The organism is Neorhizobium sp. T6_25 (genome assembly GCF_002968555.1).
In the GTDB taxonomy this organism is placed as follows: Bacteria; Pseudomonadota; Alphaproteobacteria; order Rhizobiales; family Rhizobiaceae; genus Neorhizobium.
The window spans coordinates 19,521-46,067 of the sequence record NZ_PVBL01000030.1; the positions used below are offsets into that span (position 1 = coordinate 19,521).

Here is a 26,547-nt window from a genome sequence, read left to right on the forward strand (position 1 = left end):
CCTAGACGAAATCCTGGATGGCAGCGACGACCTCGCGAGGAGCCGAGAGATTTGGGCAGTGACCAGTCGCGTCAAGGACGACCAGCCTGCTTCCCGGGATATGGTCGCGCACATACTCGCCGATTGCTTCCGATGCGATGATATCATCCTTGCACTGGAGTATGAGCGTTCTCGCCGTCACCCGCGGCAGGTCAACGCGATTGTCGGACGTGAAGGTCACCCGTGCGAATGCCTTCGCGATCGCGGGATCGGTCCTGCAGAAGCTGTCGGCAAGTTCCTGCCCGAGTTCCGGACGGTCGGAGTTGCCCATGATCGCTGGAGCCATCGCCATCGACCAACCCATGTGATTGTCCGCGAGCGAAGCGAGCAACTCCTCAATGTCTGCCGGACTGAAGCCCCCTTGATAGCCAATGTCGTCGATATAGCGGGGCGACGGGCCGACCATCACAAGCGCCTCGAACATGTCAGGAGCTTTAAGGGATGCCAGAGCGCCGATCATTGCGCTCACCGAGTGGCCCACGAATACGGACTGTTTCAGACCAAGCGCCCGGCCGATTTCCACGAGGTCTTCGGCATAGCCGTGAAGGTCGCCGTACTTTTCAGGATCATATGCGCCAAGATCGGATTTACCAGCACCGACGTGGTCAAACAGTACGGTCTCAAAACGGTTTTCGAACTCCGGAGCAACGAACCGCCACATATTCTGGTCGCACCCGAAACCGTGTGAAAAGACGATTGCCTTTTCTCCACGTCCAGAGACCACAACGTTGTTTCGCCGAATGACCGACATTCCACCCCCTGAGCATCGCGGCACAGTAGCATGTCCGCGCAAGAATGCACCTAGGATCTGCGACATCGCAAGCACCGGCTGTCTGCCGCCACGGCGTTGTCGATACGCATCGTTCTCTAATGTGGCGTTCTCATGGATGTCCCCAGGCCTCGGCTTGGCCGCACCTGACGCGACTATGACGCAGATATGTGGCCAACATTCGGCCACGTTGCGAGCTAGATCGAAGCCGTCAAGCCTAATCGCGAGCCTCATCGGCTCTATTGAGCGATGAGACCTTATTCTCGTCCATGGAGGGGGCGACTTTTGGATGCTTGCGGCAGTCTTCATTGCGCTTGAGCATGCCCTAACAATTCGCGCAAGCTTCTCGCCAGTGCCGCCCGTTCGTGACTTGCCGCTGCCAGCACCCGTCGATGAGTATCCGGAGCTAGTGGTTGACGCAACCCTGAGTCTGACCTAGTTTATTCCCGCACGCTAGTGCTCTGACTACCTTCCCGAAACAGCAAATGGTGAGTTAAGTGCAGGGTATCAAAGAACTTTCAACGACAGAAATCCAACAGGTATCTGGCGGTCGATCCGTCACCGGGTCGGCTCGCAATGTTATAGACGGCGCTGCTGCCTTAGCGGGCGGCGGAGCATTGGGATATGCTGCGGCCATCGGCGCGGGTGTCGGCCTCTCGGCATTCGGCGTCGGTGCTCTTGCGGTTGGGGCCGTGGCCGCAGGAGGCTATGGCCTATATCGGCTTTCCCGAGCCTTCGCCTAGCAGCCAGTTAAGGCTCTTCGCCGGCCGGCGAAGAGCCTTCTCTCAAAAATCTGCGCCGATGAGCCTGTTCCGACCAGAGGCAACTGAACGCCATTCCCAGCGACTGACTGGTTCGGTCTCCATGGCTGTACCCATCGGCTGGCACTTGGCCGGCTATCTCATGGCCGGCGCTCTTTTCCTTGCGTTGATGTTTGTTTCCCTTGCAAGCTATTCCCGAATCGTCACCGCCACCGGTGTGATATCGCCAGACAACGGCGTGGCTGCGATCGTGCCCCCGCGCGCGGGTGTAATCATGGAACTCATGGTCAGCGACGGTGAAGCAGTCAAGGCCGGGCAGGAGTTGGTTGCGGTTAGATCCGAGGACTTCCTCGTAAGCGGTGAATCAGCGTCGGAGAAAATCGCCGAGATGCTGGAACGACAAAGGTCAAGCCTCAATGAGCAGATCACTCAGGTAGAGAATGATGAGACTGCCCAAACGGCTCAATTCGCGGCTCAGATCGAAGGGCTCGGGATTCAGATAGGAAAATTGCTGAATCAGATCGGACTGCAAGCGGAGCTGATTAGGTCAGGTGAAGACGACCTAGGTCGCATCAGGTCCCTTGCGGAGAAAGGGGTCATCCCGCGCCGCGAAGTGATTCTTCGCGAAGACGCTCTGACGGAGCGGCAGCAGCAACTGGCCGGGCTGGAGAGTACTCTGACACAGCGCCGCTCTGACTTGTCGGACGCGCATCAGATGCTGGAGCAGGTGAAGGCCAAGGCCAGTGAAAGAAAGGCTGCACTTCAGTCGCAACGAGAGGATATCAACCGCAATATTGCGACGAACGAGCAATCGCGTGCCTACATCATCAGGTCCCCGGTTTCCGGAACGGTATCAGCTTTGACAGCCAGGGTCGGCGAGCCGCTTAACACTCAGAAGGTCCTCATGAGCATCGTACCTGAAGATGCGACACTCCATGCACAGCTCGACGTGCCAAATAGTGCGGTGGGTTTTATCGAGGTGGGACAGAAAGTTCGCCTCGCCATTGATGCCTTTCCCTACGAAAGCTTCGGCACCATTTCCGGCAGGGTGAGAAGCCTCTCCAAAAGCCCAGTCAGGAGGATCGAAGGCAACGGTGAGCGGCTCAACTACCTCGTGATCGTGGACCTTGAACGTCAGCAAATAGATGCATTTGGGAAGAACCAGCCTTTTTTCCCTGGAATGACGCTTTCGGCCCGCATAGCCACTGCGCGCCAATCGCTTCTCGAATGGCTTTTCGAGCCCTTGTTCGCCCTGCGGCGGAGATAGCTGATGGCGACATCTCTCAATACGGGCATTTTTTCGCCCTCCCGCATACGTTTGGTGCGGCAAAACGAGCTCAGCGAATGTGGTCTGGCCTGCCTAACAATGATCGCAGGATTTCACGGCCTTGATGTTGATCTTGCCACGATGCGCAGAAGGTTTACCCCGTCGATCCGGGGTGCGCCTCTCAGCGGACTGATGAAGGTTTCAGATCAAATCGGGCTTACTGCCCGCGCAGTCAAACTGCCGTTGGAACAATTAGCTGGCCTCGCTCTTCCCGCTATCCTTCATTGGGACTTTAACCACTACGTCGTCGTAGAGCGGGTAGCAAACGGCAAGGCCCTGATCCATGATCCAGCAGGCCGAAGCGAGTGGGTGAGCCTGCCGGCACTCTCTGATCATTTCACCGGCGTTGCGCTTGAACTTCGGCCCAACCAGACTTTCGAGCGCAAAAGGGAGCGGACGGTCCTGCGTTGGTCGCAGCTTTGGAGCCAGATACACGGACTTGGGAGCTCGTTTGCGCAGATCGTTGTGCTCAGCGTCGCTCTGCAAGTCTATGTTCTGGCACTACCTTATTATCTCCAGATCGGCATCGACAGCGCTCTACCCGCGCTCGACAATGATCTTCTTGTGGTTTTGGCGCTGGGTTTCGGTCTCTTCACCATTTTTAATGCTTGTGCCTCTTTCCTCCGTTCATTCGTAATCCTGGCCGCTGGCTCGGCTCTTGGTTTCGGTATCGCGTCCAATGTGGCCAGAAAGCTCTTCCGGTTACCCCTCGAGTGGTTCCAGAAGCGCGAAGTCGGAGACATTTTGTCTCGGTTCCAATCGGTCTCGCCCATACAACGCCTTTTGACCGAGGGGATCGCCGCCACGCTCGTCGATGGAGCTCTTGCGGTGACGACACTGGCGATCATGTTCTTCTACAGCGGGAAGCTCGCTTTTGTTGCTCTCACGGCCTTCTTTCTCTACTTTTTCGTCCGCTTCGTGACCTTCTCGCTGGAACGCCGTGCACAGGAGGGAAGCATTATCGCTCAGGGCAAGGAGCAAACCGCTCTGATTGAGACTATTAGAGGCATCCAGACATTTCGTCTCTACAATCGCGAGACCATACGGCACAGCATGTGGCAGTCCCTTCTGACGGATGCGGTGAACGCAAATATCCGGTTTTCGCGCATCGGTATCTGGCAGGGTGCATCCAACGCATTGATCTTCGGGCTCGAGAATATTGTCACAATCTGGTTGGCGATTAGTTTGGTGATGAACGGTGGTTTCAGTGTCGGAATGGTATTTGCCTATCTTGCGTACAAGGCCCAGTTTCTCGAAAAAACCGGCAATCTGGTCGACCAGGGGATGGCATTCCTGATGCTGCGGCTGCATCTCGAGCGATTGTCTGACATCGCGCTCGAGGATGACGACAGGAGCTTCGGCTCCAGTGCCAATTTCAATACAGGACTCAAGGGTCAGATCGAAATCCAGAATGTTTCCTATCGCTATTCGCCCACAGACCCTCTCGTCTTGAACAACGTGGATCTGATTGTGCGGCCGGGAGAGCACGTTGCAATCACAGGCCCCTCCGGGGCCGGGAAGTCGACCCTCCTGAAAATCCTCGTCGGGCTACTTGAGCCCCACACGGGCGAAGTCTTGGTGGACGGCATTCCACTACGCCAGTTCGGGCATAAAAGCTTCCATGATCAGATCGCGGCTGTCTTGCAAGACGATAATCTGTTCACGGGTTCGATAGCGGACAATATTGCGATGTTTGATGAACATCCGGACCCCGCGGCCGTCGTCGAAGCTGCTAAGTCGGCCGCCATACATGAAGAAGTCCTGCAAATGCCTATGCGTTACGAAACACTGGTGGGAGACATGGGGTCGAGCCTGTCGGGCGGCCAGAAACAGCGCGTATTACTGGCTCGGGCGCTGTACCGAAGGCCGCGCATGTTGTTCCTGGATGAGGGAACCTCACATATGGACGTCGTGAACGAGGAGCGTGTGAACAAATCAATTCGCGCGCTCGGTATCACTCGGGTCATAGTGGCTCATCGGGTTGAGACAATCGCCGCCGCTGACAAAGTTCTGCATCTTGATGGTAGCGGCCTAACACCACACCATCCGTTTGTCACCGGCGAAGATCCCACTGCAAGCCAGGCGGTGAAATATCCCCGTCCGGTTGAGTAACGAGACCACTTTGCCCATGCCCGATGTTGCCTATGACAATGCAGAGTGTTCCGAACCAAAGCTTCTGAGCTTCGACTTGCCGGAGATCCGCGGCAGAGTCTTCTGCCAAAAGTCAAAGAGCTCATTGACGATGGCAGCCGATGTCTGCTGACGGGCTACGACACGCGCGTCAGGGCTTTGGCCGCGGGCCGTTTCTTCGACCTGCCAGAGCTTTGCCATCAACTCCACCGTCTCGGTGGCGATCTTGGAGCGGTCCGAAGTGTGGAGCTCGTAGAACTTGCGTCTGGTGTGCGACCAGCAGCCGGCGAGTATCATGCCGTCATTGCCGCCGTCAGATCGGGCAAGCTTGTTGTAGGCACCATACCCGTCAACTTGAAGAATACCACGATAGCCGCTCAGATGCCGGGCGACACGATCGCCAGCGCGACTATCTTCGAAGCGATAGGCGACCATGGGCGCGCCACTGCCGCCGAAAGGTCTGTCATCCCTGGCATAGGCCCATAGCCAAGCCGTCTTTGCCGATCCGGATCCCGGTGCGAGCGTTGGCAATGTCGTCTCGTCAGCGAAGATACGCTCCGCCGCCCTGAACAAGATCGTGAATTCCTCGCCGCCGACACGGGCGAAGGTCATCCTACTGGCTGCTTAGTCCGCGATGAGCGTCTGAATGGACTGCGAGATTGTGCCGAAATGCAGAATCTTGTCTTCGAAACGATCAGTCATGCGAGATTTGGTCTCCTTATCGCTCCATCCAGCCTACTGCGGCAAGGATGGCAGGTTTCTTGTTGAGCGCCGGGACGATTTCATTCGTGTGGTAGTCAGCCAGTGGTTTGCGGCCCGTGCCACGATCGATCCAGACAGTACGAGAGCCAAGCTCACGCGCTGCGGCAAGATCAAGATGCGGGCTGGCGCAGATTTGCACCGGATCCTCCATGCTGATGCCGTGGCTTTTCGAGGCATGATGGAAGATCTGGCTGAATGGCTTGTGGGCACCGGCCTGTTTCGCGATGACCCTGAATGACGCCATTCCACTGCTTGACGTCATCTGGATATTGCCGAGTCGGGATGTTTCGACCCAAAGGCGCGCAATGCAATCCAGCAGCCGAATGTGGCAGCCGTCCCGGACAGGATCGTTCCCCAGGCAAGATCGGCAAGGGTGAGTTGTGTGGACCAGTTTTTTAGGGTGGCCTGATTGGTCAGGTCGTAGGTCCCATAGGCCGTAAAGCCGACGACTGCTCCAGAGAGTGCAGCCTGCCAGGGCGAGCCCTTTTCCAACCCCGGCCTTACGGCCAGGAACGTCAGGCCCCCTATGTAGATCAGATAGAAGGCAACGGCAGGCACAAGCCTGAAATCGGCGATCAGCATATCGCCCATGATCGGCTGATAAAGTTTGCTTGCCATCACGCTCAACCAGACGAAGTCGATTGCCACGAAGACGACCAGCGTCGCGATATAGCCCGCAAGAACACACTTCATGCCGACGTTCTTCATTTCGCAATTCTCCTCGCTCACTTGAGCCTTATCCAATCGATCCCTTTGCACAAAAGGCCGGCCACGATGCACCCTTTGGTGATCATCTTGTCTCCCTGCACCGTCACTGTAAGCTCATAGGTCATGTCACGCTGCGGATCGAAGGCCGTACCGGAATAGACGCCGCCAGCGCTCGGCTTTATGCTCATGACGAGCTTGTCGCCCTTCTTTTCCCTAGGTGTGCCCGGCTTGATCCACGTGTTGACCACGCAGATATCCGATCCGCATGGCGCGATCTTCACCCTGGCGTTGCCATCTCCGCGCGCCCACTGGCCGCCGATATCGGCGGCATCGGCAAAGGTGAAAGCGGAGAGCGTCGACAGGGCAGCGGCTACCATCGTCTTCATCATGCTCGGATTCCCGTTCGCAGGTGGTTACGCATGTTCGATCGTGTAAAGGCCGACATCGATGCTTCCTTCTTCGAAGCCGGCTTCGCAGTAGCAGAGGTAATAGTGCCAGAGGCGTTTGAAGCGCTCGTCGAAGCCAAGCGCGGCAATCGACGGCCAATGCGCATGAAACCGCGTCCGCCACTCCCGCAGCGTTCTGGCGTAGGACTTTCCGAAATGCTCGACTTCCACCAGCTTCAAACCGGCGGTGGCAACCGCGGCCTCAAGCGCGCGGTCAGATGGGAGGAAGCCGCCGGGAAAAACATACTTCTGAATGAAGTCGATGCTGCCGCGATACGCCTCATAGCGATTTTCCTCGACAGAAATGATCTGCAGGACCGCACGGCCGTCGGGTTTCAGGCAGCGCTTCAGCGTGTCGAAGTAGTTTGGCCAGTATGCCTCGCCTACAGCCTCGAACATCTCGACCGACACAATGCGATCGAAACGACCGGTGACATTGCGATAGTCTTGGAGATGCAGATTGACTTTACTCGCCTTGCCTGCCTCTGCCGTCGCATGGCGCGCCCAGACCAGTTGCGCAGGTGACAGCGTAATGCCGGTCACCTGAACATCGGCCTTTGTCGCGAGATCGATCGCCAACGCACCCCAGCCGCAACCGATTTCCAAAATCCTTTCGCCGCCTTGAAGCACCAGTTTTTCGCGAATAAGGCGGAGCCGCTTCTGTTGGGCCGCTTCGAGGCTCGGCGTCGTCTCATCGAAAATCGCCGACGAATAGAGCATCGATGGATCAAGCCATTCCTTATAGAAGTCATTACCGAGATCGTAATGCGCTTCGATGTTGCGGCGGCTACCGCGTTTTGAGTTTGCGTTCAGCAGATGGCCTACCCGGTTCATCGAACGCATGAGGACGTTGCCATCGATTGCCGGCGCCAGCACGTCGGCATTTTGGGCGGCTAGCCGGATGACCGCGGTCAAATCCGGCGTTGTCCAGTCTTCCTCCAAAAAGCCCTGAGCAAAACCGATATCGCCGGCGGTGAGGAGGCGATGCAGCATGCGCCAGCGGCGCATCACGATAGCCGCATCCATGCCTGGCTCCGACCCGACCGCTTCCACAGCTGCGCCGGATGGCAATACGACCCGCAGGCGGCCATGGCGGAGACCCGCTATAAGGCGCTTCATCAGTCGGCCACCAAAGCCCAGCCTGCCGGCCTCGATATCCATGCACAAAGGGAAGCGCGAGGAATCGTCAAACTGGCTCATTGGTCTCAATCCTCCGGACGGAATGCACGCTTTCGCCTAAGGGCGGGCGAATGAAGGAAACCGCTTCTTCGGGCAGGTGCGGGCGCGCCCGCAGACGCACGCCCTTCGTCCAGATCTTCAACGCCTCCCAATGAATGCCACCGACCACCCTTAGCGTCAGGAGCGGGATAGCGAGAAATGCCTTGAGCAGGGCCATATCCGTCAGTTCGCGGCGCTTTGCCAGATGCCGGGCCGTCAGCACCAGCCCGTCGGCGTCAAAGGTGTCGATACGGATGGAAAGGTATTTGCCCGGCGCCTCGACCCGAAATTTATAGCGGAGATCCATGTCCATGAAAGGGGAGACGTAAAACGCCTTGTCGCAGCACTGGAAGATCTCCTCGCCCTGGCCTACGACCGGGATCATATAGCCGTGGCGCTCGCCAAAGGTGTTGTCCACTTCCCAGAGGATTGCCCGCAACGCGCCGTCGCGACCGTGGCAGAAGAACACGCTCAGCGGATTGAAGACCCAGCCAAGCAGCCTCGGCATTGTCAGTAGCCGGATCGGCCCGCCATCCGGTTCGATACCGGCCGATTGCATCGAACGCTCTACCTGGCCCTTCAGGTCAGAGCCCGAACGGTCGCCGCGATCCCTTCGGCGAAACGAAAACAGGTTGAAGCCATCCACCGAAAACAGCCGCAACCGTTTGTCAAGCGCATCCAACTCGTCGAGATCGAGCAGCAGCGAATAGATCCTGTAAGACAGCCGGTGTTCCTTCGGCTTCAGCCGCGCATGTGTCACATGTCCGAGAAACAGGGCCGAATGGAGCGATAGAGTCATGTCAGCGCCTCCAGGTCTATCGGCAGATCACTCGGCCGGATCGGAGGCTTGCGAACGATGCGCCCACTTTCCTGCGCCACCTGCCAGGGGCGCCTAACGCCGCCCAAATCTTCGGCCACCGCAAGCCCGGCCTGAATCCCGTCCTCATGGAAGCCGGAGCCGAAATGCGCGCCGCAAAACCAAGTGTTGCGCACGCCCTGCAGCGACCAGACCTCATGCTGCGCCCGATCGGTCCCGAGATCGAACACGGGATGTTCGCAGACCTCCCGGCGAATGACCGTCTCCTCGCGCGGTTCGCGACGGGGGTTGAGCGTGACGAATGTCGGCGGCGCATGGCCGAGCGGCTGCAACCGGTTCATCCAGTAGGTGATCGACGGTTGCGTCGGTCCGTCTCCGGTATCGGCGACATAATTCCAGCTCGACCATGCGGCCCGCCGCTTCGGCATCAGGCTCGCGTCGCCATGCAGTACCGCCTCGTTGCTGGAATACCGAAAGGCGCCGAGAATGCGCCGTTCATCCTCGCTGGCATCCAACAGCATGCGCAGCGCCTGATCCGCATGGGTAGCGATCACCACGTCGTCGAAAACATGGCTGTTGCCGTGCGCATCGCGGATGTCCACCTGCCCGGCGTTGCGGCGGATCGCCGTAATCGACGTCGACAGCCTGATCCTGTCGGAAAATCGGCGGGTCAGTCGCGCCACATATTCGCGGCTACCGCCCTTGACCGTGCGCCAGATCGGCCGATCCCAAAGTTCAAGGAGTCCATGATTGCAGCAGAATTTCACGAAATTGGCAGCCGGATAGGCGCCAACCTCCATGGTCGGAGTCGACCAGATTGCCGCCGCCATCGGATAAAGATGATCGTGGCGGAAGGCGCGGCCATAGCCGTTGTGCGTCAGGTAGTCATCGAGCGAAATGCCGCCCATCATCGCCAGATCGCGCGGCGCATTGCGATAGAATCGTAGCAAATCGCGTATCATCGACCAGAAGCGCGGGCTGAACGCATTGGTCGGTTGCGCCAGAAGGCCGAGCCCCGTGCCCCCGGAATATTCGAAGGCCCCGTCGTTCATCGAGACTGCAAACGACATGTTGGAAGCGGCTGTCGGCACCTCCAGCGCCCTGAACAGCGCCGTTAGGTTAGGATAGGTCGCCTCGTTATAGACAATGAAACCGGTATCGACCGCGACCGGGCCGGCTGCACTTTCGAATTCCACCGTGTTACTATGTCCGCCGATCCAATCAGCGGCCTCGAACACCGTGACGGCGTGGCACTGCGATAACAGCCAGGCGGCTGACAGCCCTGAAATTCCGCTGCCCACGACTGCAACATTCAGGCGCTTTTCGCCCGAAACCCTCTGATTGAATGTCATCAATTCCTCTCGTTCACGCAGTGTTCTCTGTCGTCTTGTTTCGCTGCACCCAGCACTTACGAGACGTCGTTCTGCTTAGTTTCGCGAGCGACACAAATTTTTCAGATTTTTTTCTTTCGGACGAAACTGATCGGGCGCCGGCCCCGTAGTTGATGAGGGAGAGTGCATTTTACTGATCGTGGAAGGATGGACATGGAGGTTTTGATCTTCATCGCAATCTGGCTGTCGCTGGCGATGGCTGGCGCCTGGGGCGTGCAGCGCGTCACCGGCCTGAGCGGCTGGATCGACACGATCTGGTCGCTCGCTGTCGGACTTGGCGGCATCGTGGCGGCGCTCTTCGCCGATGGTGAGTTCGAAAGGCGGATGACGGTCCTGATCCTGATCGCCATCTGGGCGGCAAGGCTTGCCAGCCACATCGGCTTCCGCACCCATGGCGGCGGTGAAGATCCGCGTTATCTCAAGCTGATCGAGGAATGGGGCGATAGTGCCGCGTCGCGGCTGTTCCTCTTTCTGCAAATCCAGGCGCTGGCTGCCTTCATCCTGGTGCTGGCCGTTCATCTGGCAGCCACCAATGACACACCCTTCCCGCGCGTGCTGGATGGGTTCGCCATCCTCGTCGCAATCCTCGCACTGACCGGAGAAGCAATCTCCGACCGGCAGCTTGCCCGCTTCCGCCGCACGTCCGAGGCAAAGACTGAAGTGTGCGAGATTGGCCTCTGGCGATATTCCCGCCACCCCAACTATTTCTTCGAATGGCTTTTCTGGTGCGCGTGGCCGATCTTCGCGCTTTCGGCATCCGCATGGACATGGGCATCATTGCTGGCCCCGGCGCTGATGTACTGGCTGCTGGTGCATGTCTCCGGCATCCCGCCGCTTGAAGAACACATGCTGCACTCGCGCGGCGACAAATTTCGCGCCCTCCAGAAACGCGTCAATGCCTTCCTTCCCGGACCCCGTCGAAACGGAGAACTGCCATGAACATGCTGGCTTTGGCCATCAATACCGCTGAGCGCACGCCTTTGACCGACGGCATGACGCTCGCGGGCATCGATTTTCTCTGCGGCCGCACCAAGCGAAAGCTTGCAGCGGTTTCAATTGCCGAAGAGCAGGCTTTTGCGGAAACGATGGCGCATTTCCCGGTTGCCACCCATACGCACGAAGCCAATCGCCAGCACTATGAGGTACCGGCAGAGTTTTTCGCGCTGGCACTCGGCCCGCAGCGGAAATATTCCTGCTGTCTCTATCCCACACCCGACACGAGGATCGAGGAAGCCGAAACCTATGCGCTCACTGAGACGGTGAAGCACGCGGCGATCGAGGATGGCATGAGCATTCTCGACCTCGGCTGCGGCTGGGGTTCGCTGTCGCTTCACCTCGCGCAGCAATTTCCCAGGTCCCGCATCACTTCGGTGTCGAATTCCGCATCACAGCGCACCTATATCCTTGATCTCGCGGACAAGCGTGGATTGACCAATCTCATCGTCATCACCGCCGACATGAATGATTTTTCGACCGATGAGCGTTTCGACCGCGTCGTCTCGGTGGAGATGTTCGAGCATATGTCGAACTGGCGCACATTACTGGAGCGCGTGCGCGGCTGGGTAAAACCGGACGGCAAGTTCTTCCTGCACATCTTCACCCACAAGAACCGCTCCTACCGCTTCGACCATGACGATCCGACGGACTGGATCGCCCACCATTTCTTCACCGGCGGCATCATGCCGGCCCATGATCTGCCGCACCGGTTCGGCGATCTCTTTGGGGTCGAGCAGGAATGGCGCTGGCCGGGCACGCATTATCGCCGCACGGCGCTCGACTGGCTCGCCGCCTTCGATCGTAATATCGATCGCATCCAGCCGATCTTCCGGCAGGTCTATGGCAAGGATACCTCGTTGTGGCAGCGCCGCTGGCGGCTATTCTTCCTCGCAACCGCAGGCCTGTTCGGTCATGACAACGGCGACGTCTGGGGCGTCGGCCACTATCTCCTCAGCCCAACTCCGACTCACCAGCGCACGTGATGACCCTCACACGGCCCCCGCTCGAACCGCTGACTCAGGCGAGCGTTACGATCGCCTGGGTGATCTGCGGCAACAAACCCCTCTATCCGCTCTATGTCTGGTATCTGGTTGGCGATGGCGTCACGGCGTCGCTCGGCACCCTGCTTGCCGCGCCACTTTTCCTCGCCGTCCCCCTGATTGCCCGCCGCGCCCCGACGGCCGCCCGCATCGCCCTGCCGCTGGTCGGAACGCTCGACACGCTGTTCGCGACCAAGCTGTTCGGCACCGGTTCCGGCACGGAGTTTTTCCTGGCGCCTTGCATAATGCTGGTCGCCCTCTCCTTCCGCGCTGAGGAGGCATGGTGGCAACGCGGCTTGGCGGCATTCGTGTTCCTGGCCTTCGTTTTCTCAAGATACGCCATCGGCCCGAGCCTGCATGTATGGAAAGATGTCGACCTTTCGACCCTGCTGAACCTTAACGCGTTCGCGGTCGCCAGCCTCATGGCCTTCATCGCAATTCGCTATTCCGGCATCCTGCGCATCACAGAACCCGATGCTCGAGATTGCTTATAGGAAATCTGTACATCTGGAGGAGACCATCATGTCATGACGGCCCAGGCTCAGATGGGGTATTCGGCTTGAGCCCATCTTCGAGGACTTTGGGTAGGAGGTGCTGCGATTCGTGCTGATGATAAACGTCGTCTGCGGCGACGCTATGATGAGAACGCTGCTCTATGAAGCCGCACAATCGCTGCTGACACGGGTGCAGAAATGGTCATGGCTGAAAGCCTGGGCGATGAATATCGCCCGACGCCGAGGCTTGCAGAGAGCCGTCGTCGCCTTGGCGCGAAGACTGTCAGTGATCATGCATCGGATGTGGAGCGATGGCTCGGAGTTCCGCTGGACGAAGGATCCGACGGCAACCTAAAGTCTTCTCCTTTAAAGGGGTAACCAAGTTCCGCCTGCTGGCGGTGAAATGTCCTTCGCGGGACGATGGATAAGACGAGTTCGCAATGAGTCCAGTACCGATCGCATAACAGGATCAGGACGTGGCTCGGATTGTTCCGCCTTATCCTTCTGGTCCCATCCTGGGAGAGCAATGTGCTCATCCCGAAGAGAAGCGAGACCTGCGAAAGACTTTTCCACCGGCAATCTCGGAAAGCTCGAAAGCGCTTGACCTCGACACGCAGAATAGAGAAGGACTCGTTAAATCAAAGCCAGAAGATGACGGCTGCTGTGATGCATATGGTTGAAAAGAAGGTGTGAGCGCAGCGATCGTATCGGGTGTGAATTCTGCGCCAGTCCTTGAGCCTGCCGAACATGTTTTCGATCTTGTGGCGCTCTTTGTAGAGCGCCCGATCGTTCAGTATGACAACCTTTCGGCTTGCCCGAGATGGAATGCAGGCCGTAATCCTGCGTGCAGCCAAGGCGTCTCGAAACCAGTCGGCGTCACTCTTGCGGCAGCAAGCACGTACCGGCTCCTTGTTGCTATTCTTCTACCAATTTTTCAGGCCTTCATCTGACGATCAGAGACTATGCCGAGTCTGAAGACCCGGCACGGCTCCAGCATTCGCATCTTCCGCCAATACCAAGCTAGCTGGCGGGGAGTTGCTGTCATCGCCTTTGACGATTGCGGACACATAGGCGAGAGCGTTCTTCATCCCGTTCATCGTGTACGGCTTTTCGATTGCACCGAGCGCGCCGGCGAAATCCTTCGGAATCTTCTTGATGTTTCCACTGACGAAAATATAGGGGATGCCGGCAGCAGCCAGTTCACGGCCAACTTCTATGCCCGTGGGCCCGTCCATGAGATGGATGTCAACAAATGCAAAGTCCGGTTTCGACGTGCTCATCTGCTCACGGGCCTGAGCGCTGCTCATCGCAACCCCTGTCACCTGGTGCCCCGCCATCTCAACTTCGCTCTCCAGCTCCATGGCGAGCAGCATTTCATCTTCAACAATCATAACTTTCAACGGGCATCCTCCTCAAGATCGCCAACGAGCAAAACCACGTCGACGATCGTTCTTCGCCCTTCCTGTTTCCGCTCAATCTCGGCTCCGAGCTGGTGGGCCGACGCCTCCAGCAGCATCCGGCCAAGCTCGGCATTCTCGACGTCGAAGTCTACCGGCTCGGACGTGTCCTCAATCCTCATCAGTAAATGCCCGTTCAGACGCCGGACGACGACGTTGATGTCGCCTCCTCCATCACTCAGGCCTCGGCGAACCGCGTCGCCCACGAGCTCGTTCACTATCAGTGAAAGCGGCGTCGCCTTGACCGCCGGCACCAGCAGCGGCGCAAGATCGAGCGACAGCCGTATATCTTTCCGACCGGTCGCATCGACGAGGTCTGTCACCAGCTCGCGCGTAAATTCGGACATGTCGAACTTCGAGACGTCCTCGAGCGTGAACAGTTTTCTTTGGACGGTGCTGAGAGCCTCAATGCGATTGAGGACGGACAGCAGCGTCTGCCTTCGGCCATCATCCCTGGTCACGCGGATGTGCATCTTCACGATTGACGCCATCGTCAGCAGGTTGTTTTTCACCCGGTGGTCGACTTCGTGAACAAGTAACATTCTGGCCTCAAGGGCTGAGCGAAGATTGGCTGTGTGTTTGGCAACCTCGGCTTCTGCCTCATGCCGCGCGGCCGCCAGATCGGCCTCGCGGCTTTTGACATTGGTGAAGTCCAGCTGTGAGGCAAAGAAGTAGACAATTGAGCCCGCCTCATCCCGCACTGGGCTTATGAATACCGCATTCCAGAATGTGCTGCCGTCTTTCCGATAGTTGAGTATATCGACAGCAACGTCCCGACCTGTAGCGACCGCCTCCCGGACCTTCGAAACGGTATCTGGATCCGTGTCTGGTCCCTGCAGAAAACGGCAGTTACGGCCGATAATTTGATCATCGCTATAGCCGGTCAGCTTTCGAAAAGCTTCGTTGCAGAAGATGATCGGATTGTCGGGCTGATGAGGATCGGTAACGATCATCGGCATGCGGGTTGCCTTGAATGCAGCCGCGAATGGGTCCTCGCTCGCATGCCCTGCGACGAGACGATTACCCGCGTTCCGGGCGTTGGTTCGGTGCTGATCCTTTTCCTGCATAGAGGTTCCGGCGATGTTGTCCCGCGACAAAAGTCGCAGCGGTGATAATAGTTCCTCGCAGCGCAATCAAACTGGATGAGTGATATGTGCCTCGATCTCGCAGATGACGCCTTCGGGGTTATAGATGATCGTTGAATGCCCGTTCATCTCAGCCGCCAGCAGTCGTTCGATAAGCCGCGATCCAAATCCTTTTCGCGCCGGTGGCACGACCGGCGGGCCGCCTCTCTCCTGCCAGCGGAGGCTCAGAGCTGCGGTTTCGTCATTGTACGTCCAACTGATCGAAACTGTGCCTGAGGGAACTGAGAGCGCGCCATATTTGGCTGCATTCGTGCTGAGCTCATGGAGGGCTAAGGAAAACGATGCAACGGCCCTCTGCGGCAAGAACACCGGCACGCCGGTGATTTCGAAGCTCTCCGACGAATAAGGGGAGATAGCTTGCTCTACCACTGCGGTAAGTTCAGCGCGCTGCCAGTCGCCTTGGGCGAGAAGATCGTGCGCATGGGCCATGGCCGATAGGCGTGCCTCGAATGCGCTGACAGCGTCCCGGTCACCACTGTCCTTGCCGAAGGTCTGTCGTGCGATGGCGATGACTGTTGCAAACACATTCTTGACGCGATGATGCAATTCACTGATCAGCACCGACTGAAGGCGCTCTGCTTCCTTCTTGGCGGAAATATCATGTGCGATCTTTGAGGCTCCGATAATCTGGCCGGCACTGTCAAAAATCGGTGAAACGCTCAGAAGCACGTCGACCAGATGGCCCTTCTTGTGCCGACGCATTGTTTCGTAGGGTTCGACCCGAAGACCAGCCCTGACTCGAGCCAAAAGTGCCGGCTCTTCATCAAGCCGGTCTTCCGGAACGAGGATCAGGACTGACTTTCCGACGACCTCGTCGGCCTTGTAGCCATACAAAGCTTCTGCTGAAGCATTCCACGATGTGATGGTCATCGCCAGATCAATGCCGAGAATGGCATCATTGGAAGACGCGATGATCGAAGCCAGCTGGCGTTCAGCTTCCTGACCCTTTTTGCGCTCGCTGATATCGACCGCGATCACCGCGACCTGTCGGATGTTGCCGGTACCGTCTCGGAGAGGGGACACCGTGTTGTTGACCCAAACGAGCGATCCATCCTTTCGAACATAGCGCTTCTCGATATCGAAGCTTTTGCCGGTTTCGGCCAGTTGGTTGTAAAGTCTACTTTGTTCGGCAAGGTCTTCTGGATACGTGATTTTCATTATATTTGCACCGACGAGCTCGTGCTCGTCATAGCCAACGATCTCGCAAAACCGGTTGTTGACGTGCAGGATCTCACCCTCGATGCTGCCCTGCCCGATCCCCGCCGCTGATTGGGATACAAAGGATCGCAACCGCTCCTCGCTCTCCCGCAGCGCCTGCTCGAAGTGAACGCGATCGGTTGTCTCGCTGACGATGCAGAAGACACCTCGCACTTGGCCGTCGTCGTCACGGATGGGCGAGTAGGAAATGTCGAAAAAGACGGTTTCGGGATGCCCATGGCGCTCGATGTAAAAAGGACGATCCTTGGCGGCTACCGTCTCGCCAGTCTCAAGGACCCGACGCAAAAGCGGCTCCAGGTCGTCCCAGAGCTCACTCCAGTTCTCCCGTGCCGGGCGACCCAGAGCCTTCGGGTGTCGCAGCCCGATGGTCGGGGCATAAGCTTCGTTGTAGAGCGCAATGAAGTCAGGCCCCCAGAAGAGGACGATCTGGGCCCTCGACGGCAGCATCAAGTCGACGACCTTCCTGAGGCAGTCTGGCCACCGCAACGGCTGTCCGAGAAGAGAGGCATCCCACTCGCCGCTCTGCATCCTCCGAGAGATTTCGTCCGTTCCCCACCGCATCTTCACCGTAGTATTCGACATCGGCACCTGCTCTGCTGTTCCACGACGACGTTGCCGATGTCGCTCATGCTTTCATCGCGAGATGATTTATATCTCCCCCCGGATCCTGCAAGAGGTCTAAAGCCTTTCGTGACGAATCTCGCAAAAGCAGTGGGTTAGGCATTTGCAGCGGCTCAGCAAGGCGGTCAAGGTCATTGATCGACCTGGTCTTGCTGAAATGGGCAGATCTCCAAGCGCTCTTTCGAGGTTGAACATCAAAGATCCAGCATGATCAGAGAGGTAGGTTCGGGACAGCGCTTACTGTACACGGATGGCTGGTACGTGAGTTGCTGGCCACAAAAGGAAGGGGACTCCTTTGCTTTGGCCAAGCGAGCCTGCATGGAAGCTGCCGAAGGTCGAGGCGATCGTCGACGGCTGCCTGCAGACGCTCATCGAAGAATGCCCGCGTTCGTTCGCGGCCACTCTGAACGCTGATGCACGTCGCCGGGTCACGCGCATTGCCTCAACCTTCATCGCATGAAGAATGTCTTTTGCGATAAAAAAAAGCTTGGGAAACCCTTTTCCCATCCAGTTTCATGGAGTATACCACGCGGGAAACCGCTTTCTCACGTGGAGAGTAACAGGTGATTGTCACGGGTCCGAGAACTCGAGTAACGATCTACGATGTGGCTGCCGCTGCCGGCGTCAGCACTGCGACTGCGTCAAAGGCATTGAACGAAACCGGCCGCGTCTCGAAAGAAACACGCGCACGAATCAGGAAGGCCGCTTCGGATCTGGGGTTTCGCCCGAATTCACTTGCCCGCAGTCTTACCCGCAAGCGCAGCTTCACGGTCGGTCTGCTGACGGACGACACATACGGCCGCTTCACCTTGCCAGTGATGGCCGGGATTTCCGAGGGACTGATCGACCACGGCGTTTCTGTCTTCCTTTGCGCGATCGAAGACAATCCCGAGCTTGCGGGGACGCATGTCGATGCGATGTTGGACAAGCAGATCGATGGCATCATCGCCACCGGGAAGCGCGTCGACAGGACGCTGCCTGTCGATCTAACCCACCTGCCGGTCCCAGTTGTCTATGCGCTGACGGCAGGGCCGGCCGATGCGGTGACACTTGTGCCGGACGACATGCAAGGCACACGCGATGCAGTCGGCCACCTGGTGGGACAGGGCCGAAGCCGGATCGTGCATATCACTGGACCTACAAGTTTTCGAGTCGTCGAGGAGCGCGCCACGGCCTTCACTGAAGCAATGCAAGCCGCCGGCCTACCTGTACAGACATCCGCCGTCATGCCGGGTTCCTGGTCGGAGCGCTGGGGACATGAAGCAGTCGAAGCGCTTTGGTCGAGCTCTGATAGACCGGACGGGATCTTCTGCGGTAACGACCAGATTGCGCGAGGGGTGATCGACGCCCTTCGTGAAAGGAGGGTCGACGTTCCTCAAGACGTATCTGTCGTCGGTTTCGACAATTGGGAGATTGTCGCAGAACAGACCCGGCCTCCGCTTACCACGATAGACATGAACCTGAAAGAACTCGGCCGGCAGGCGGGACAAGCGCTTGTGCGGCTCGTGAACGGCGAGACCGTCGAAACAGGGCTTTGGAGGTTGCCATGCACGCTGGTCGTGCGCGGGTCATCATGATTTTGCAAGGTAAGAGCATGTCAGACACAGTTCGATAAACCGGTTCAAGAGGGAGGAGACCTCATATGAAACTGCTCAAGATCGCGGCTCTCGCCGCTACTATCATCGGCGCGCTTTCGTCATCGGCGCTCGCGCAACAAAAACTCACCATGTGGTCCCGCTCGAGCAGCGAAGCTTTCATGCCGACGCTGATCAAGGCGTTCAACGAGAAGCACAAGACGCAGATCGAGCTGCAGATCGTACCGAACACTGAAATGGTGCAGAAATACGCCACCGCTGCAGCCGGCGGGTCGGCGCCAGATTTCGTGTCGCTCGACCTCGTCTATGCGCCTGCCTTTGCAAAGTCGGGCGCCTTGGAAGACCTGACCGACATGGCGAAAAGCTTTCCGTATTTCGATCAACTGTCGAAGGCGCATGTCGGCGCAGGGACGTACGAGGGACAGATCTATGCATTGCCGATGTCTGCCGACGCTTCGGTCCTCTTGTGGAACAAGAAGCTCTTCAAGCAGGCCGGACTCGACCCGAACAAGGCCCCGACAAGCTGGTCAGAAATCGAGGCGGCCGCCGGCAAGGTCAACGCGCTCGGAGGGGATATCCACGGCTTCTACTTCGCCGGAGCCTGCGGTGGCTGCAATGCCTTTACCTTCATGCCGCTGATCTGGGCTTCGGGCGGGGATATCCTGGTGGACAACGGCAAGAAGGCCACGATCGACTCGCCGCAGATGCATGACGCAATCAATTTCTACCGCGACATGGTCGCAAAGGGATATGTCCCGGAAAGTGCCAAGACCGACTCCGGCAAGAATTTCTTCGGTGGCTTTGCCACCGACAAGATCGGCCTGTCGCCGATCGGCGCCTTTGCCATCGGCAATCTCGTCAAGAACTACCCGACCGTCGAATTCGGCGTGACCTTCATTCCAGGCAAGAATGGCGGCAAGGCTTCCTTCGGCGGTGGTGACAATTTCGTCGTCACGGCGGGACGCGATAACTTGAAGGAGGCCAAGGAGTTCCTGGAGTTTGTCTACTCGCCGGAAGGCCAGACATTGCTTGCCAAGGGTGGCAGTCTTCCGACCCGCGCCGATGTGGCATCGGAGGCGATCAAGTCGCTGGACGAACGTTATCAGATCGCCACGGAAGCGATGAAGATCGGCCGTACCCCATCGTCGCCCGTCTATAACGACATTATCAACAGCAGCACCGGTCCGTGGAAGCAGATGTTGAACGAGGTCTTCTTCGGCAACGATGTCAAGGGGTCGGTCGCCAAGGCACAGGCCAGCATGCAATCGATTATCGACGCGGCAAACTGAAACGCGAACCCATCAATACCTGTCATTCGCTGCCAATCCGGACGGACGCCTGATCCGTCCGGATTGGTGACCCGACGCTATGGACAATTGGTCATGATCCCACAAAAACAACATCCGGGTGTCGCACCGGTTCGTGGTCGAAGCAGCCGACACCGGCGCAACCAGCTTGCCGGCCTTCTTTTCGTGGCCCCTGCCCTGGTGCTGGTACTGATTTTCTTCCTCATTCCGCTTGGAATGGCCTTCTGGATGTCGCTGCACAACTGGCCATTGCTCGGCAAACCACGGTTCATCGGGCTTGGCAACTACACCAGGCTTTTGGAGGATGCACAATTCTGGAAGTCGCTGCGGTTCACCGTCTACTATACCGTGATCGTCACGATCGCGATCTTCTCGGTGGCGTTTCCCTTGGCACTGTTCGCCGAAAAGTCTCGGCCACTCGTCAAGGTGTACCGGACCGCATTTTTCCTGCCCGTTGTCGTCGGGTTTGGCTCAGCGAGCCTGCTTTGGGCCTGGCTGCTCGACGTCGATTCCGGCCTGTTCTCGCCACTCCTGGCAAATCTCGGCCTGACAGCAAAACGCATCAACCTGCTCGCTGATTTCGATACGACATTCTGGTCGATCGTCGGCATGGTTGTCTGGAAGACGGCCGGTTTCAACATGATCATTCTGATGACCGGCCTGCAGGGAATTTCGACCGAGGTCCAGGAGGCCGCCCGCATGGACGGCGCGTCCTCCTGGCAGCGCTTCAGAAGAATCACGCTTCCCTTGATGCGCCGAACGATCGCTCTCGCGCTGATCCTCTCGGTGGCAGGCTCCATGCTGGCCTTCGACCAATTCTACATCATCGCCGATGGCGGCCCGCAAAACGGCACGGTCACGGCGGTCTACTGGATATTCAGCCAGTCATTCGGATCGTTCCGCCTGGGCTATGGCGCAGCCCTCTCCATGGTGCTGCTCGTCATCCTCGTCGTCATCAGCGTCGTGCAGCTCCGGCTGCTCCGCAATCCGGAGGGTGTGTGATGGCCCATGGCCGAAATACTTCCATCCGCGGGCTGATCAAAACCATGCGATATCATGGTATCGGGATCTTTGTCGGCCTCCTTTTCCTTGCACCGCTTGTCTGGAGCGTGCTGGTCAGCTTCAAGCCGTCGGTCGAAGCCCGACAGCCGCCGCTTCCGCCTTGGCCGGTGGGCGGCTTCAGCACCCAAAATTACGACAACCTGGCAAAATATGGCTCAGGCATCTGGACCTATACCGGCAATAGCCTGACCGTCTCCCTCGCAACCGTCGTTGCCTCGGTCACCGTCAGCCTGTTCGCGGGCTATGGTTTCTCGCGCTTCCAGTTCCCGTTCAAGAACACGCTGTTCGTGCTGATCATCTCCACGGTGATGATCCCGTTCCAATCTATCCTGACGCCACTCTTCCTGATCCTGACGAAGCTCGGCCTGCAGAACACCTTGACCGGGATCGTCTTCGTCTACGTGACGCTGCACCTCCCCTTTTCGATCTTCATGATGCGCAACGCGTTCGACGCGGTTCCAAAAGAGATAGAGGATGCGGCGCGCGTCGACGGGGCATCGGTGTTCCGGATGCTTTATCGGATCATGCTGCCGCTCGTCCTGCCGGGGGTCGTGACCGTGGCGATCTTCGCTTTCCTGGCGTCGTGGAATGAATTCCTCGCGGCACTGATCCTGCTGACCGACCAGAAGAAATACACCCTGCCCGTGCTGATGGCAGCCGTCCGATCGGGCCAGTTCGGCACGATTGACTGGGGCGCGGTTCAATCCGGCGTAACGCTGATGATGGCGCCGTGCCTCGTGCTCTTCCTGCTGCTCCAGCGCTATTACATCCGCGGCCTCACCGCGGGTGCCGTCAAGTGACATCAACAACCAAACCAAAACGGATGAGATTGCTCATGGCATCCCTGGAAAAACCCATTGCTAACGGCTTTCGCCCACCCGCAGTCCCCGACATCGACGTGCATGGTTTCTGGGGCGATCGGATCGACGCGGTTGCCGACAAGACCGTCATGATCCTCTACGAGCGCTGCGTCGCGGCCGGCATGTTCGACCAGATCGATCCGGACAGGCCCGTGCCGGAGGTGCGCATGCCGTTTCATCTGCGCTCGGACGGGTCGCCCGATACCGTGAATGTCCAGATGTTCTGGGATTCCGATGTCGCCAAGGTGATCGAGGCGGCTGCCTATGCACTCTACCGGAAGCCCAATCCGGATCTCGAAGAAAAGATGGACGCGATCATCGAGATGTTCGGCAGATTGCAGCTGCCGGACGGATATATGAATTCGTGGTTCATTCGCATGCAACCGGGCAAACGCTGGACCAACCTGCGCGACTGCCATGAACTCTATTGCGCCGGCCATCTCATGGAGGCTGCGGTCGCCTATTTCCATGCAACGAAAAAGCGCGCGCTACTGGACATCATGTCCCGTTACGCGAACCACATCGACCGGACCTTTGGGCCTAGCCCCGGGCAGAAGCCGGGCTATTGCGGTCACGAGGAAATCGAACTGGCGCTGATCCGCCTTGGCCGGACGACAGGCGAACGACGATATTTCAACCTCGCCCGCTATTTTGTCGAGCAGCGCGGCCAGCAGCCGCATTACTTCGACGTGGAAGCGGCCGAACGCGGCGCCGATCCGAAGCAGTTCCGGCATCGCACCTACGAATACAATCAGTCGCACCTGCCGGTGCGGCAACAGAATAAGGTTATTGGCCACGCCGTGCGGGCCATGTACCTTTATTCCGGCATGGCAGACGTCGCCACCGAATTCGGCGACGATACCCTGACGGACGCGCTGAAGATCCTTTGGGACGATCTCACCACGAAACAGATGTACGTGACCGGTGGTATCGGCCCGGCGGCGAGCAATGAAGGCTTTACCGACTATTACGACCTCCCCAACGAAAGCGCCTATGCCGAAACCTGCGCTTCTGTTGGCCTGGTCATGTTGGCGAGCCGGATGCTCGGCCGTGGACCTGACCGGGTTTATGCCGACATCATGGAGCAGGCACTCTACAACGGCGCCCTTTCGGGCCTGGCCACCGACGGCGCGACGTTCTTCTACGACAATCCTCTGGAAAGCCGGGGCAAGCATCATCGCTGGACGTGGCACCGTTGCCCTTGCTGCCCGCCAAACATTGCCCGGACGGTCGCGGCCATCGGCAGCTACATGTACGGCGTTTCGGCTGACGAGGCGGCCATCCATCTTTATGGAGAAAGCACCGCGCGGTTGATGATCGGCACCACGCCGGTGACGCTGACGCAAAACACGAACTACCCCTGGGATGGCCGCATTTCAATCGAGGTCGGGCTAGACGCACCCGCTTCCTTCAAGCTGGCGTTGCGCATTCCCGGCTGGTGCAGGACCCCGTCGGCGTCGGTGCAGGGTGACTGGCTGGACGTCACGCCAATCGAGAACAAGGGTTACCTGCGAATTGAACGCCATTGGCAAGGTGGAGAAACCATCGTGCTCGACTTGCCGATGGAGGCCCGCTTCATTCACGCAAATCCCGCGGTCAAAGCCGATCTCGGTCGGGCGGCTCTGGCGCGTGGGCCGATGATCTATTGTGCCGAGGAGGTCGATAATGCATCCGGTCTTAACAGCCTGATCGTGGAGGACGATGCCAAGGATGCCAACGCTGGCCGGGCAGAGGGACTTGATGGCGCAGTTGCCCTCGACCTGAAGGCGCGCCGCGAACGGTGGAGTGACTGGACAGGCAAACTGTACGATACGGAAAAGCCGACGATCGAGGAGACGAATGTCCGATTCGTTCCCTATCACCTTTGGGACAACCGGGCGCCTGGGGAAATGCTTGTCTGGGTCAGGGTGCAGCGATGACGGCAATCTTACAAGAGAAGGCGAAGATCGAGCTGCGCGACGTCCGTAAGAGCTTCGGCGCGGTGAACATCATTCATGGCCTCGATCTCTCCATAGAAGGCGGCGAATTCATTGTCTTCGTTGGTCCTTCAGGATGCGGAAAATCCACGTTGCTGCGGATGATCGCGGGGCTGGAGGACGTTACCTCCGGCGATATCATGATCGCAGGACGCGACGTTACCGATCTCGATCCGTCCAGGCGCGGGATCGCCATGGTCTTCCAGTCCTACGCGCTCTACCCCCACATGAGCGTGCGCCAAAACCTCGCTTTTGGTCTCGAGATGGCCAGGACTCCGGCCGCCGAAATCGAGCGCCAGGTTCAAGCGGCTGCACAGATTCTCAAGATCGGCCCGCTTCTGGAACGGCGCCCGGGACAGCTTTCCGGCGGGCAGCGACAACGCGTGGCGATCGGCCGGGCTATCGTGAGAAAGCCGCTCGCCTTTCTGTTCGACGAGCCTTTAAGCAATCTTGATGCTGAATTGCGCGTCAGCATGCGCATCGAAATCGCCCGCCTGCATCGCGAACTTGGCAATACCATGATCTACGTCACGCACGACCAGACCGAGGCGATGACGTTGGCGGACCGGATCGTGGTGCTGCGAGATGGACGCATCGAGCAGGTCGGCACGCCGCGCGACGTTTACGAGGATCCCAACAACCTGTTCGTTGCCGGGTTCATCGGGTCGCCGCGCATGAACATTGTCGATGCACAGTATGGGGGCGAAGGCCGCGTCAAACTCGCTGATACGGTGATTGCGCTGGATCACCCCCTGGCGGGGCTAGCTACGGGCGAAACGATCAAGCTGGGTATTCGTCCCGAACATCTGCAGGTTCGCGATGCTTCCAGCGCCGCATTCCGGGCAAAGGTCGACTTCGCCGAGTATCTCGGCAGCACGCGGTATCTCTATTGTTATCTTCCAAGCGGCGAGACGGTCACCGTGGAACAACGTGACGGCCGGGATTTGGCTTCCGGCGAAGAGGTCTGGCTTCACTGCGCGCCTGAAAGGCTCAGGCTTTTTTCCACCAATGGCGAGCGTTTGCGTACCGCCAGCGCGACCAGGGCCACAACCGCATGATCTCGACACCCGATACCATTTCCCACCGCCCTCTGATCGCATTGGCGATGGGCGATCCCGCCGGCATCAGTTCAGAGATCGCCGCAAGGATCGTCACGTCCAGCAGGATCGCTTCAGCGGCGCGATTGGTGGTTGTTGGAGACCGCCGCATCCTGGAGCAGGGCGCCCGAAGCGCCGGTGTCACATTGCACATCGACACGGTGAGTGGCAACGATATCGGGCATGCCGATCTGCCGGTTCTCGTTGATCTCGAAAATCTCGCTCCGCAAGATATATCATTCGCTGAAGCGACGCTCGTCGGAGGTCGGTTCGCGGTAGAGAGCTTCAAGGCTGCGCTGACACTGGCTGAGCGAGGTCAGGTGGACGGCGTCTGCTATACGCCCTTCAACAAGAAGGCGATGCGTCTGGCTCATCCAGGTTATGACGATGAAAGCCGTTTCATCGCAGAGCACCTAAACCTTACCCAGCGAGTTCGGGAGTTTAACGTACTGGACACGGTCTGGAACGCACGGGTGACCTCGCATATCCCGTTGAAGGACGTCGCGGCCAACCTATCCATTCAAGGAATACGCGACGAGATTGCGCTCACGGTGCTATGCCTGAAACGTTCCGGGATTGATGCTCCACGTGTTCTTGTCGCCGGGCTCAACCCGCATGCCGGCGACGGCGGCAGCTTTGGGACGGAAGAGATCGACATCATCGGTCCGGCAGTCGCAGCGGCTGCTCAGGATGGATTCGACGTCTCCGGTCCATACCCGGCCGACACGGTCTTCGTGAGCGCTTTGAAGGGCGGATTTCACGCCGTTCTGACCATGTACCATGATCAGGGGCAGATTGCGATGAAGCTGCTGGGCTTTGAGCGAGGCGTTACCATGCTGGGAGGGCTCGCCTTCCCCGTCTGCACGCCGGCACATGGCACTGCCTATGATATTGCTGGCAAGGGCATCGCCAATCCGTTGGCAAGCGAGGAAGCGGTACTGCTTGCTGTCCGGATGGCCGCGGTCGATTATAACGGGGTAGTTGAGAGTGTCTAATGACGTACTTCGAGGTGGGCCCGTCTCAGGGGATCAAAGAGGCAATGAACACGCTCTTCCTAAAGATCGTCAGTTCCCCCTCGCCTTGCCAGCTGACAAAAAACAAATTTTGGCACCCAAGATTGCAACAAGGCGCGTCTTGGCAAAACGCCACTCCGGCAGCGTTGCGCTCGGCCGTCTCGCAGATTGCCGGTTTGAATGACTTTGACATCAACTTCAATGAGCCGTAACTCGAGACTGTCTTGGAGGCGAGCTCTCAACCGCACTGTCCGAGGACGGTGGGTAAATCGCCGTTCTCTCTGAGAGCCACTTGTGG

The 26,547-nt window shown here is 58.4% G+C and carries 25 protein-coding genes and 3 pseudogenes; 17 read left to right on the plus strand and 11 right to left on the minus strand.

The features are described 5' to 3' along the window. Position 1 precedes the first annotated feature (1 nt). On the minus strand, positions 2-790 hold the full coding sequence (locus C5L10_RS28335; RefSeq protein ID WP_105432392.1) for an alpha/beta fold hydrolase: 789 nt from the start codon (positions 788-790) through the stop codon (positions 2-4). Between the two features lie 515 nt (positions 791-1,305). Between C5L10_RS28335 and C5L10_RS35040 the strand changes: the two genes are divergently transcribed. Genes C5L10_RS35040 through C5L10_RS28350 form a run of 3 tightly spaced genes read left to right on the plus strand, consistent with a single transcriptional unit; the run spans position 1,306 to position 5,008 of the window. Then, the gene (locus tag C5L10_RS35040; protein WP_105432393.1) at positions 1,306-1,551 is read left to right on the plus strand and encodes a hypothetical protein; all 246 of its coding nucleotides are present in this window, start codon (positions 1,306-1,308) and stop codon (positions 1,549-1,551) included. Continuing rightward, positions 1,517-2,836, plus strand: coding sequence for an HlyD family efflux transporter periplasmic adaptor subunit (locus tag C5L10_RS28345; RefSeq protein ID WP_245448230.1), 1,320 nt, complete (start codon positions 1,517-1,519; stop codon positions 2,834-2,836). Before C5L10_RS35040 ends, C5L10_RS28345 begins: the two co-directional genes overlap by 35 nt. Positions 2,837-2,839: 3 nt before the next feature. Then, positions 2,840-5,008, plus strand: a complete 2,169-nt coding sequence (locus C5L10_RS28350) for a peptidase domain-containing ABC transporter (protein WP_105432394.1) — start codon at positions 2,840-2,842, stop codon at positions 5,006-5,008. Positions 5,009-5,074: 66 nt separating this feature from the next. Here C5L10_RS28350 and C5L10_RS28355 read toward each other — a convergent pair. Continuing rightward, positions 5,075-5,593: pseudogene (locus C5L10_RS28355) on the minus strand (IS66 family transposase); the annotation flags it as partial. A 133-nt stretch (positions 5,594-5,726) separates the two neighbouring features. On the opposite strand from C5L10_RS28355, the gene C5L10_RS33920 reads away from it, so the two are divergent. Further along, on the plus strand, positions 5,727-6,026 hold the full coding sequence (locus C5L10_RS33920) for a hypothetical protein (RefSeq protein ID WP_172717229.1): 300 nt from the start codon (positions 5,727-5,729) through the stop codon (positions 6,024-6,026). Positions 6,027-6,046: 20 nt separating this feature from the next. Here C5L10_RS33920 and C5L10_RS28365 read toward each other — a convergent pair whose 3' ends face one another. Genes C5L10_RS28365 through C5L10_RS28385 form a run of 5 tightly spaced genes read right to left on the minus strand, consistent with a single transcriptional unit; the run spans position 6,047 to position 10,329 of the window. Then, positions 6,047-6,481, minus strand: a complete 435-nt coding sequence (locus C5L10_RS28365) for a DUF2177 family protein (RefSeq protein ID WP_105432444.1) — start codon at positions 6,479-6,481, stop codon at positions 6,047-6,049. Between the two features lie 32 nt (positions 6,482-6,513). After that, positions 6,514-6,885, minus strand: coding sequence for a DUF2147 domain-containing protein (locus C5L10_RS28370; RefSeq protein ID WP_205837104.1), 372 nt, complete (start codon positions 6,883-6,885; stop codon positions 6,514-6,516). 24 nt (positions 6,886-6,909) lie between these two features. Further along, positions 6,910-8,142 carry a cyclopropane-fatty-acyl-phospholipid synthase family protein gene (locus tag C5L10_RS28375; protein ID WP_105432395.1) on the minus strand — a complete coding sequence of 411 codons (1,233 nt, stop codon included), beginning with the start codon at positions 8,140-8,142 and terminating at the stop codon, positions 6,910-6,912. Next, positions 8,129-8,959 carry a DUF1365 domain-containing protein gene (locus tag C5L10_RS28380; protein WP_105432396.1) on the minus strand — a complete coding sequence of 277 codons (831 nt, stop codon included), beginning with the start codon at positions 8,957-8,959 and terminating at the stop codon, positions 8,129-8,131. The genes C5L10_RS28375 and C5L10_RS28380 overlap by 14 nt, the downstream gene beginning before the upstream one ends. Continuing rightward, entirely contained in the window at positions 8,956-10,329 is a 1,374-nt protein-coding gene (locus C5L10_RS28385) for an NAD(P)/FAD-dependent oxidoreductase (protein ID WP_105432397.1), read from the minus strand. Before C5L10_RS28385 ends, C5L10_RS28380 begins: the two co-directional genes overlap by 4 nt. Positions 10,330-10,515: 186 nt before the next feature. Here C5L10_RS28385 and C5L10_RS28390 point away from each other — a divergent pair, with 186 nt between their 5' ends. The 4 genes and pseudogenes from C5L10_RS28390 to C5L10_RS28405 form a co-directional block, all read left to right on the plus strand. Further along, positions 10,516-11,307, plus strand: a complete 792-nt coding sequence (locus C5L10_RS28390; protein ID WP_105432398.1) for a DUF1295 domain-containing protein — start codon at positions 10,516-10,518, stop codon at positions 11,305-11,307. Next, positions 11,304-12,347: a cyclopropane-fatty-acyl-phospholipid synthase family protein gene (locus C5L10_RS28395; RefSeq protein WP_105432399.1), complete on the plus strand. Its 1,044-nt coding sequence runs from the start codon at positions 11,304-11,306 to the stop codon at positions 12,345-12,347. Before C5L10_RS28390 ends, C5L10_RS28395 begins: the two co-directional genes overlap by 4 nt. Next, a complete protein-coding gene (locus C5L10_RS28400) occupies positions 12,347-12,898 on the plus strand; it encodes a hypothetical protein (protein WP_105432400.1) in 552 nt (183 codons plus the stop codon). The genes C5L10_RS28395 and C5L10_RS28400 overlap by 1 nt, the downstream gene beginning before the upstream one ends. Before the next feature lie 130 nt (positions 12,899-13,028). Next, positions 13,029-13,253 (plus strand): annotated as a pseudogene (locus C5L10_RS28405) (IS110 family transposase); the annotation flags it as partial. 283 nt (positions 13,254-13,536) lie between these two features. Here the strand turns inward: C5L10_RS28405 and C5L10_RS28410 are convergent. From C5L10_RS28410 to C5L10_RS28425, 4 genes and pseudogenes are all read right to left on the minus strand, one after another. Further along, positions 13,537-13,785 (minus strand): annotated as a pseudogene (locus C5L10_RS28410) (transposase); the annotation flags it as partial. Between the two features lie 66 nt (positions 13,786-13,851). Further along, complete coding sequence (locus tag C5L10_RS28415) at positions 13,852-14,298, minus strand: response regulator (protein WP_105432402.1); 447 nt, start codon at positions 14,296-14,298, stop codon at positions 13,852-13,854. Further along, complete coding sequence (locus C5L10_RS28420) at positions 14,295-15,422, minus strand: PAS domain-containing protein (RefSeq protein WP_105432403.1); 1,128 nt, start codon at positions 15,420-15,422, stop codon at positions 14,295-14,297. Before C5L10_RS28420 ends, C5L10_RS28415 begins: the two co-directional genes overlap by 4 nt. Positions 15,423-15,488: 66 nt before the next feature. Further along, positions 15,489-17,279: a PAS domain S-box protein gene (locus tag C5L10_RS28425; RefSeq protein WP_371411996.1), complete on the minus strand. Its 1,791-nt coding sequence runs from the start codon at positions 17,277-17,279 to the stop codon at positions 15,489-15,491. 355 nt (positions 17,280-17,634) lie between these two features. On the opposite strand from C5L10_RS28425, the gene C5L10_RS33925 reads away from it, so the two are divergent. The 9 genes from C5L10_RS33925 (at position 17,635) to C5L10_RS28465 (ending at position 26,461) form a co-directional block, all read left to right on the plus strand. After that, positions 17,635-17,799, plus strand: a complete 165-nt coding sequence (locus C5L10_RS33925; RefSeq protein WP_172717230.1) for a hypothetical protein — start codon at positions 17,635-17,637, stop codon at positions 17,797-17,799. A 103-nt stretch (positions 17,800-17,902) separates the two neighbouring features. After that, on the plus strand, positions 17,903-18,916 hold the full coding sequence (locus C5L10_RS28430) for a LacI family DNA-binding transcriptional regulator (RefSeq protein WP_105432405.1): 1,014 nt from the start codon (positions 17,903-17,905) through the stop codon (positions 18,914-18,916). Between the two features lie 65 nt (positions 18,917-18,981). Further along, on the plus strand, positions 18,982-20,223 hold the full coding sequence (locus tag C5L10_RS28435; RefSeq protein ID WP_105432406.1) for a sugar ABC transporter substrate-binding protein: 1,242 nt from the start codon (positions 18,982-18,984) through the stop codon (positions 20,221-20,223). Positions 20,224-20,316: 93 nt separating this feature from the next. Beyond that, positions 20,317-21,243 (plus strand): carbohydrate ABC transporter permease, encoded by a 927-nt coding sequence (locus tag C5L10_RS28440; RefSeq protein ID WP_105432407.1) that lies wholly within the window; start codon positions 20,317-20,319, stop codon positions 21,241-21,243. Beyond that, positions 21,243-22,103 carry a carbohydrate ABC transporter permease gene (locus C5L10_RS28445; RefSeq protein ID WP_105432408.1) on the plus strand — a complete coding sequence of 287 codons (861 nt, stop codon included), beginning with the start codon at positions 21,243-21,245 and terminating at the stop codon, positions 22,101-22,103. Before C5L10_RS28440 ends, C5L10_RS28445 begins: the two co-directional genes overlap by 1 nt. A 35-nt stretch (positions 22,104-22,138) precedes the next feature. After that, a complete protein-coding gene (locus tag C5L10_RS28450) occupies positions 22,139-24,082 on the plus strand; it encodes a glycoside hydrolase family 127 protein (RefSeq protein WP_245448232.1) in 1,944 nt (647 codons plus the stop codon). Beyond that, positions 24,079-25,197 (plus strand): ABC transporter ATP-binding protein, encoded by a 1,119-nt coding sequence (locus tag C5L10_RS28455; protein ID WP_105432410.1) that lies wholly within the window; start codon positions 24,079-24,081, stop codon positions 25,195-25,197. Before C5L10_RS28450 ends, C5L10_RS28455 begins: the two co-directional genes overlap by 4 nt. Continuing rightward, the gene (locus C5L10_RS28460; protein WP_105432411.1) at positions 25,194-26,231 is read left to right on the plus strand and encodes a 4-hydroxythreonine-4-phosphate dehydrogenase PdxA; all 1,038 of its coding nucleotides are present in this window, start codon (positions 25,194-25,196) and stop codon (positions 26,229-26,231) included. The genes C5L10_RS28455 and C5L10_RS28460 overlap by 4 nt, the downstream gene beginning before the upstream one ends. Then, positions 26,231-26,461: a hypothetical protein gene (locus C5L10_RS28465; RefSeq protein ID WP_105432412.1), complete on the plus strand. Its 231-nt coding sequence runs from the start codon at positions 26,231-26,233 to the stop codon at positions 26,459-26,461. Before C5L10_RS28460 ends, C5L10_RS28465 begins: the two co-directional genes overlap by 1 nt. Positions 26,462-26,547 lie beyond the last annotated feature (86 nt).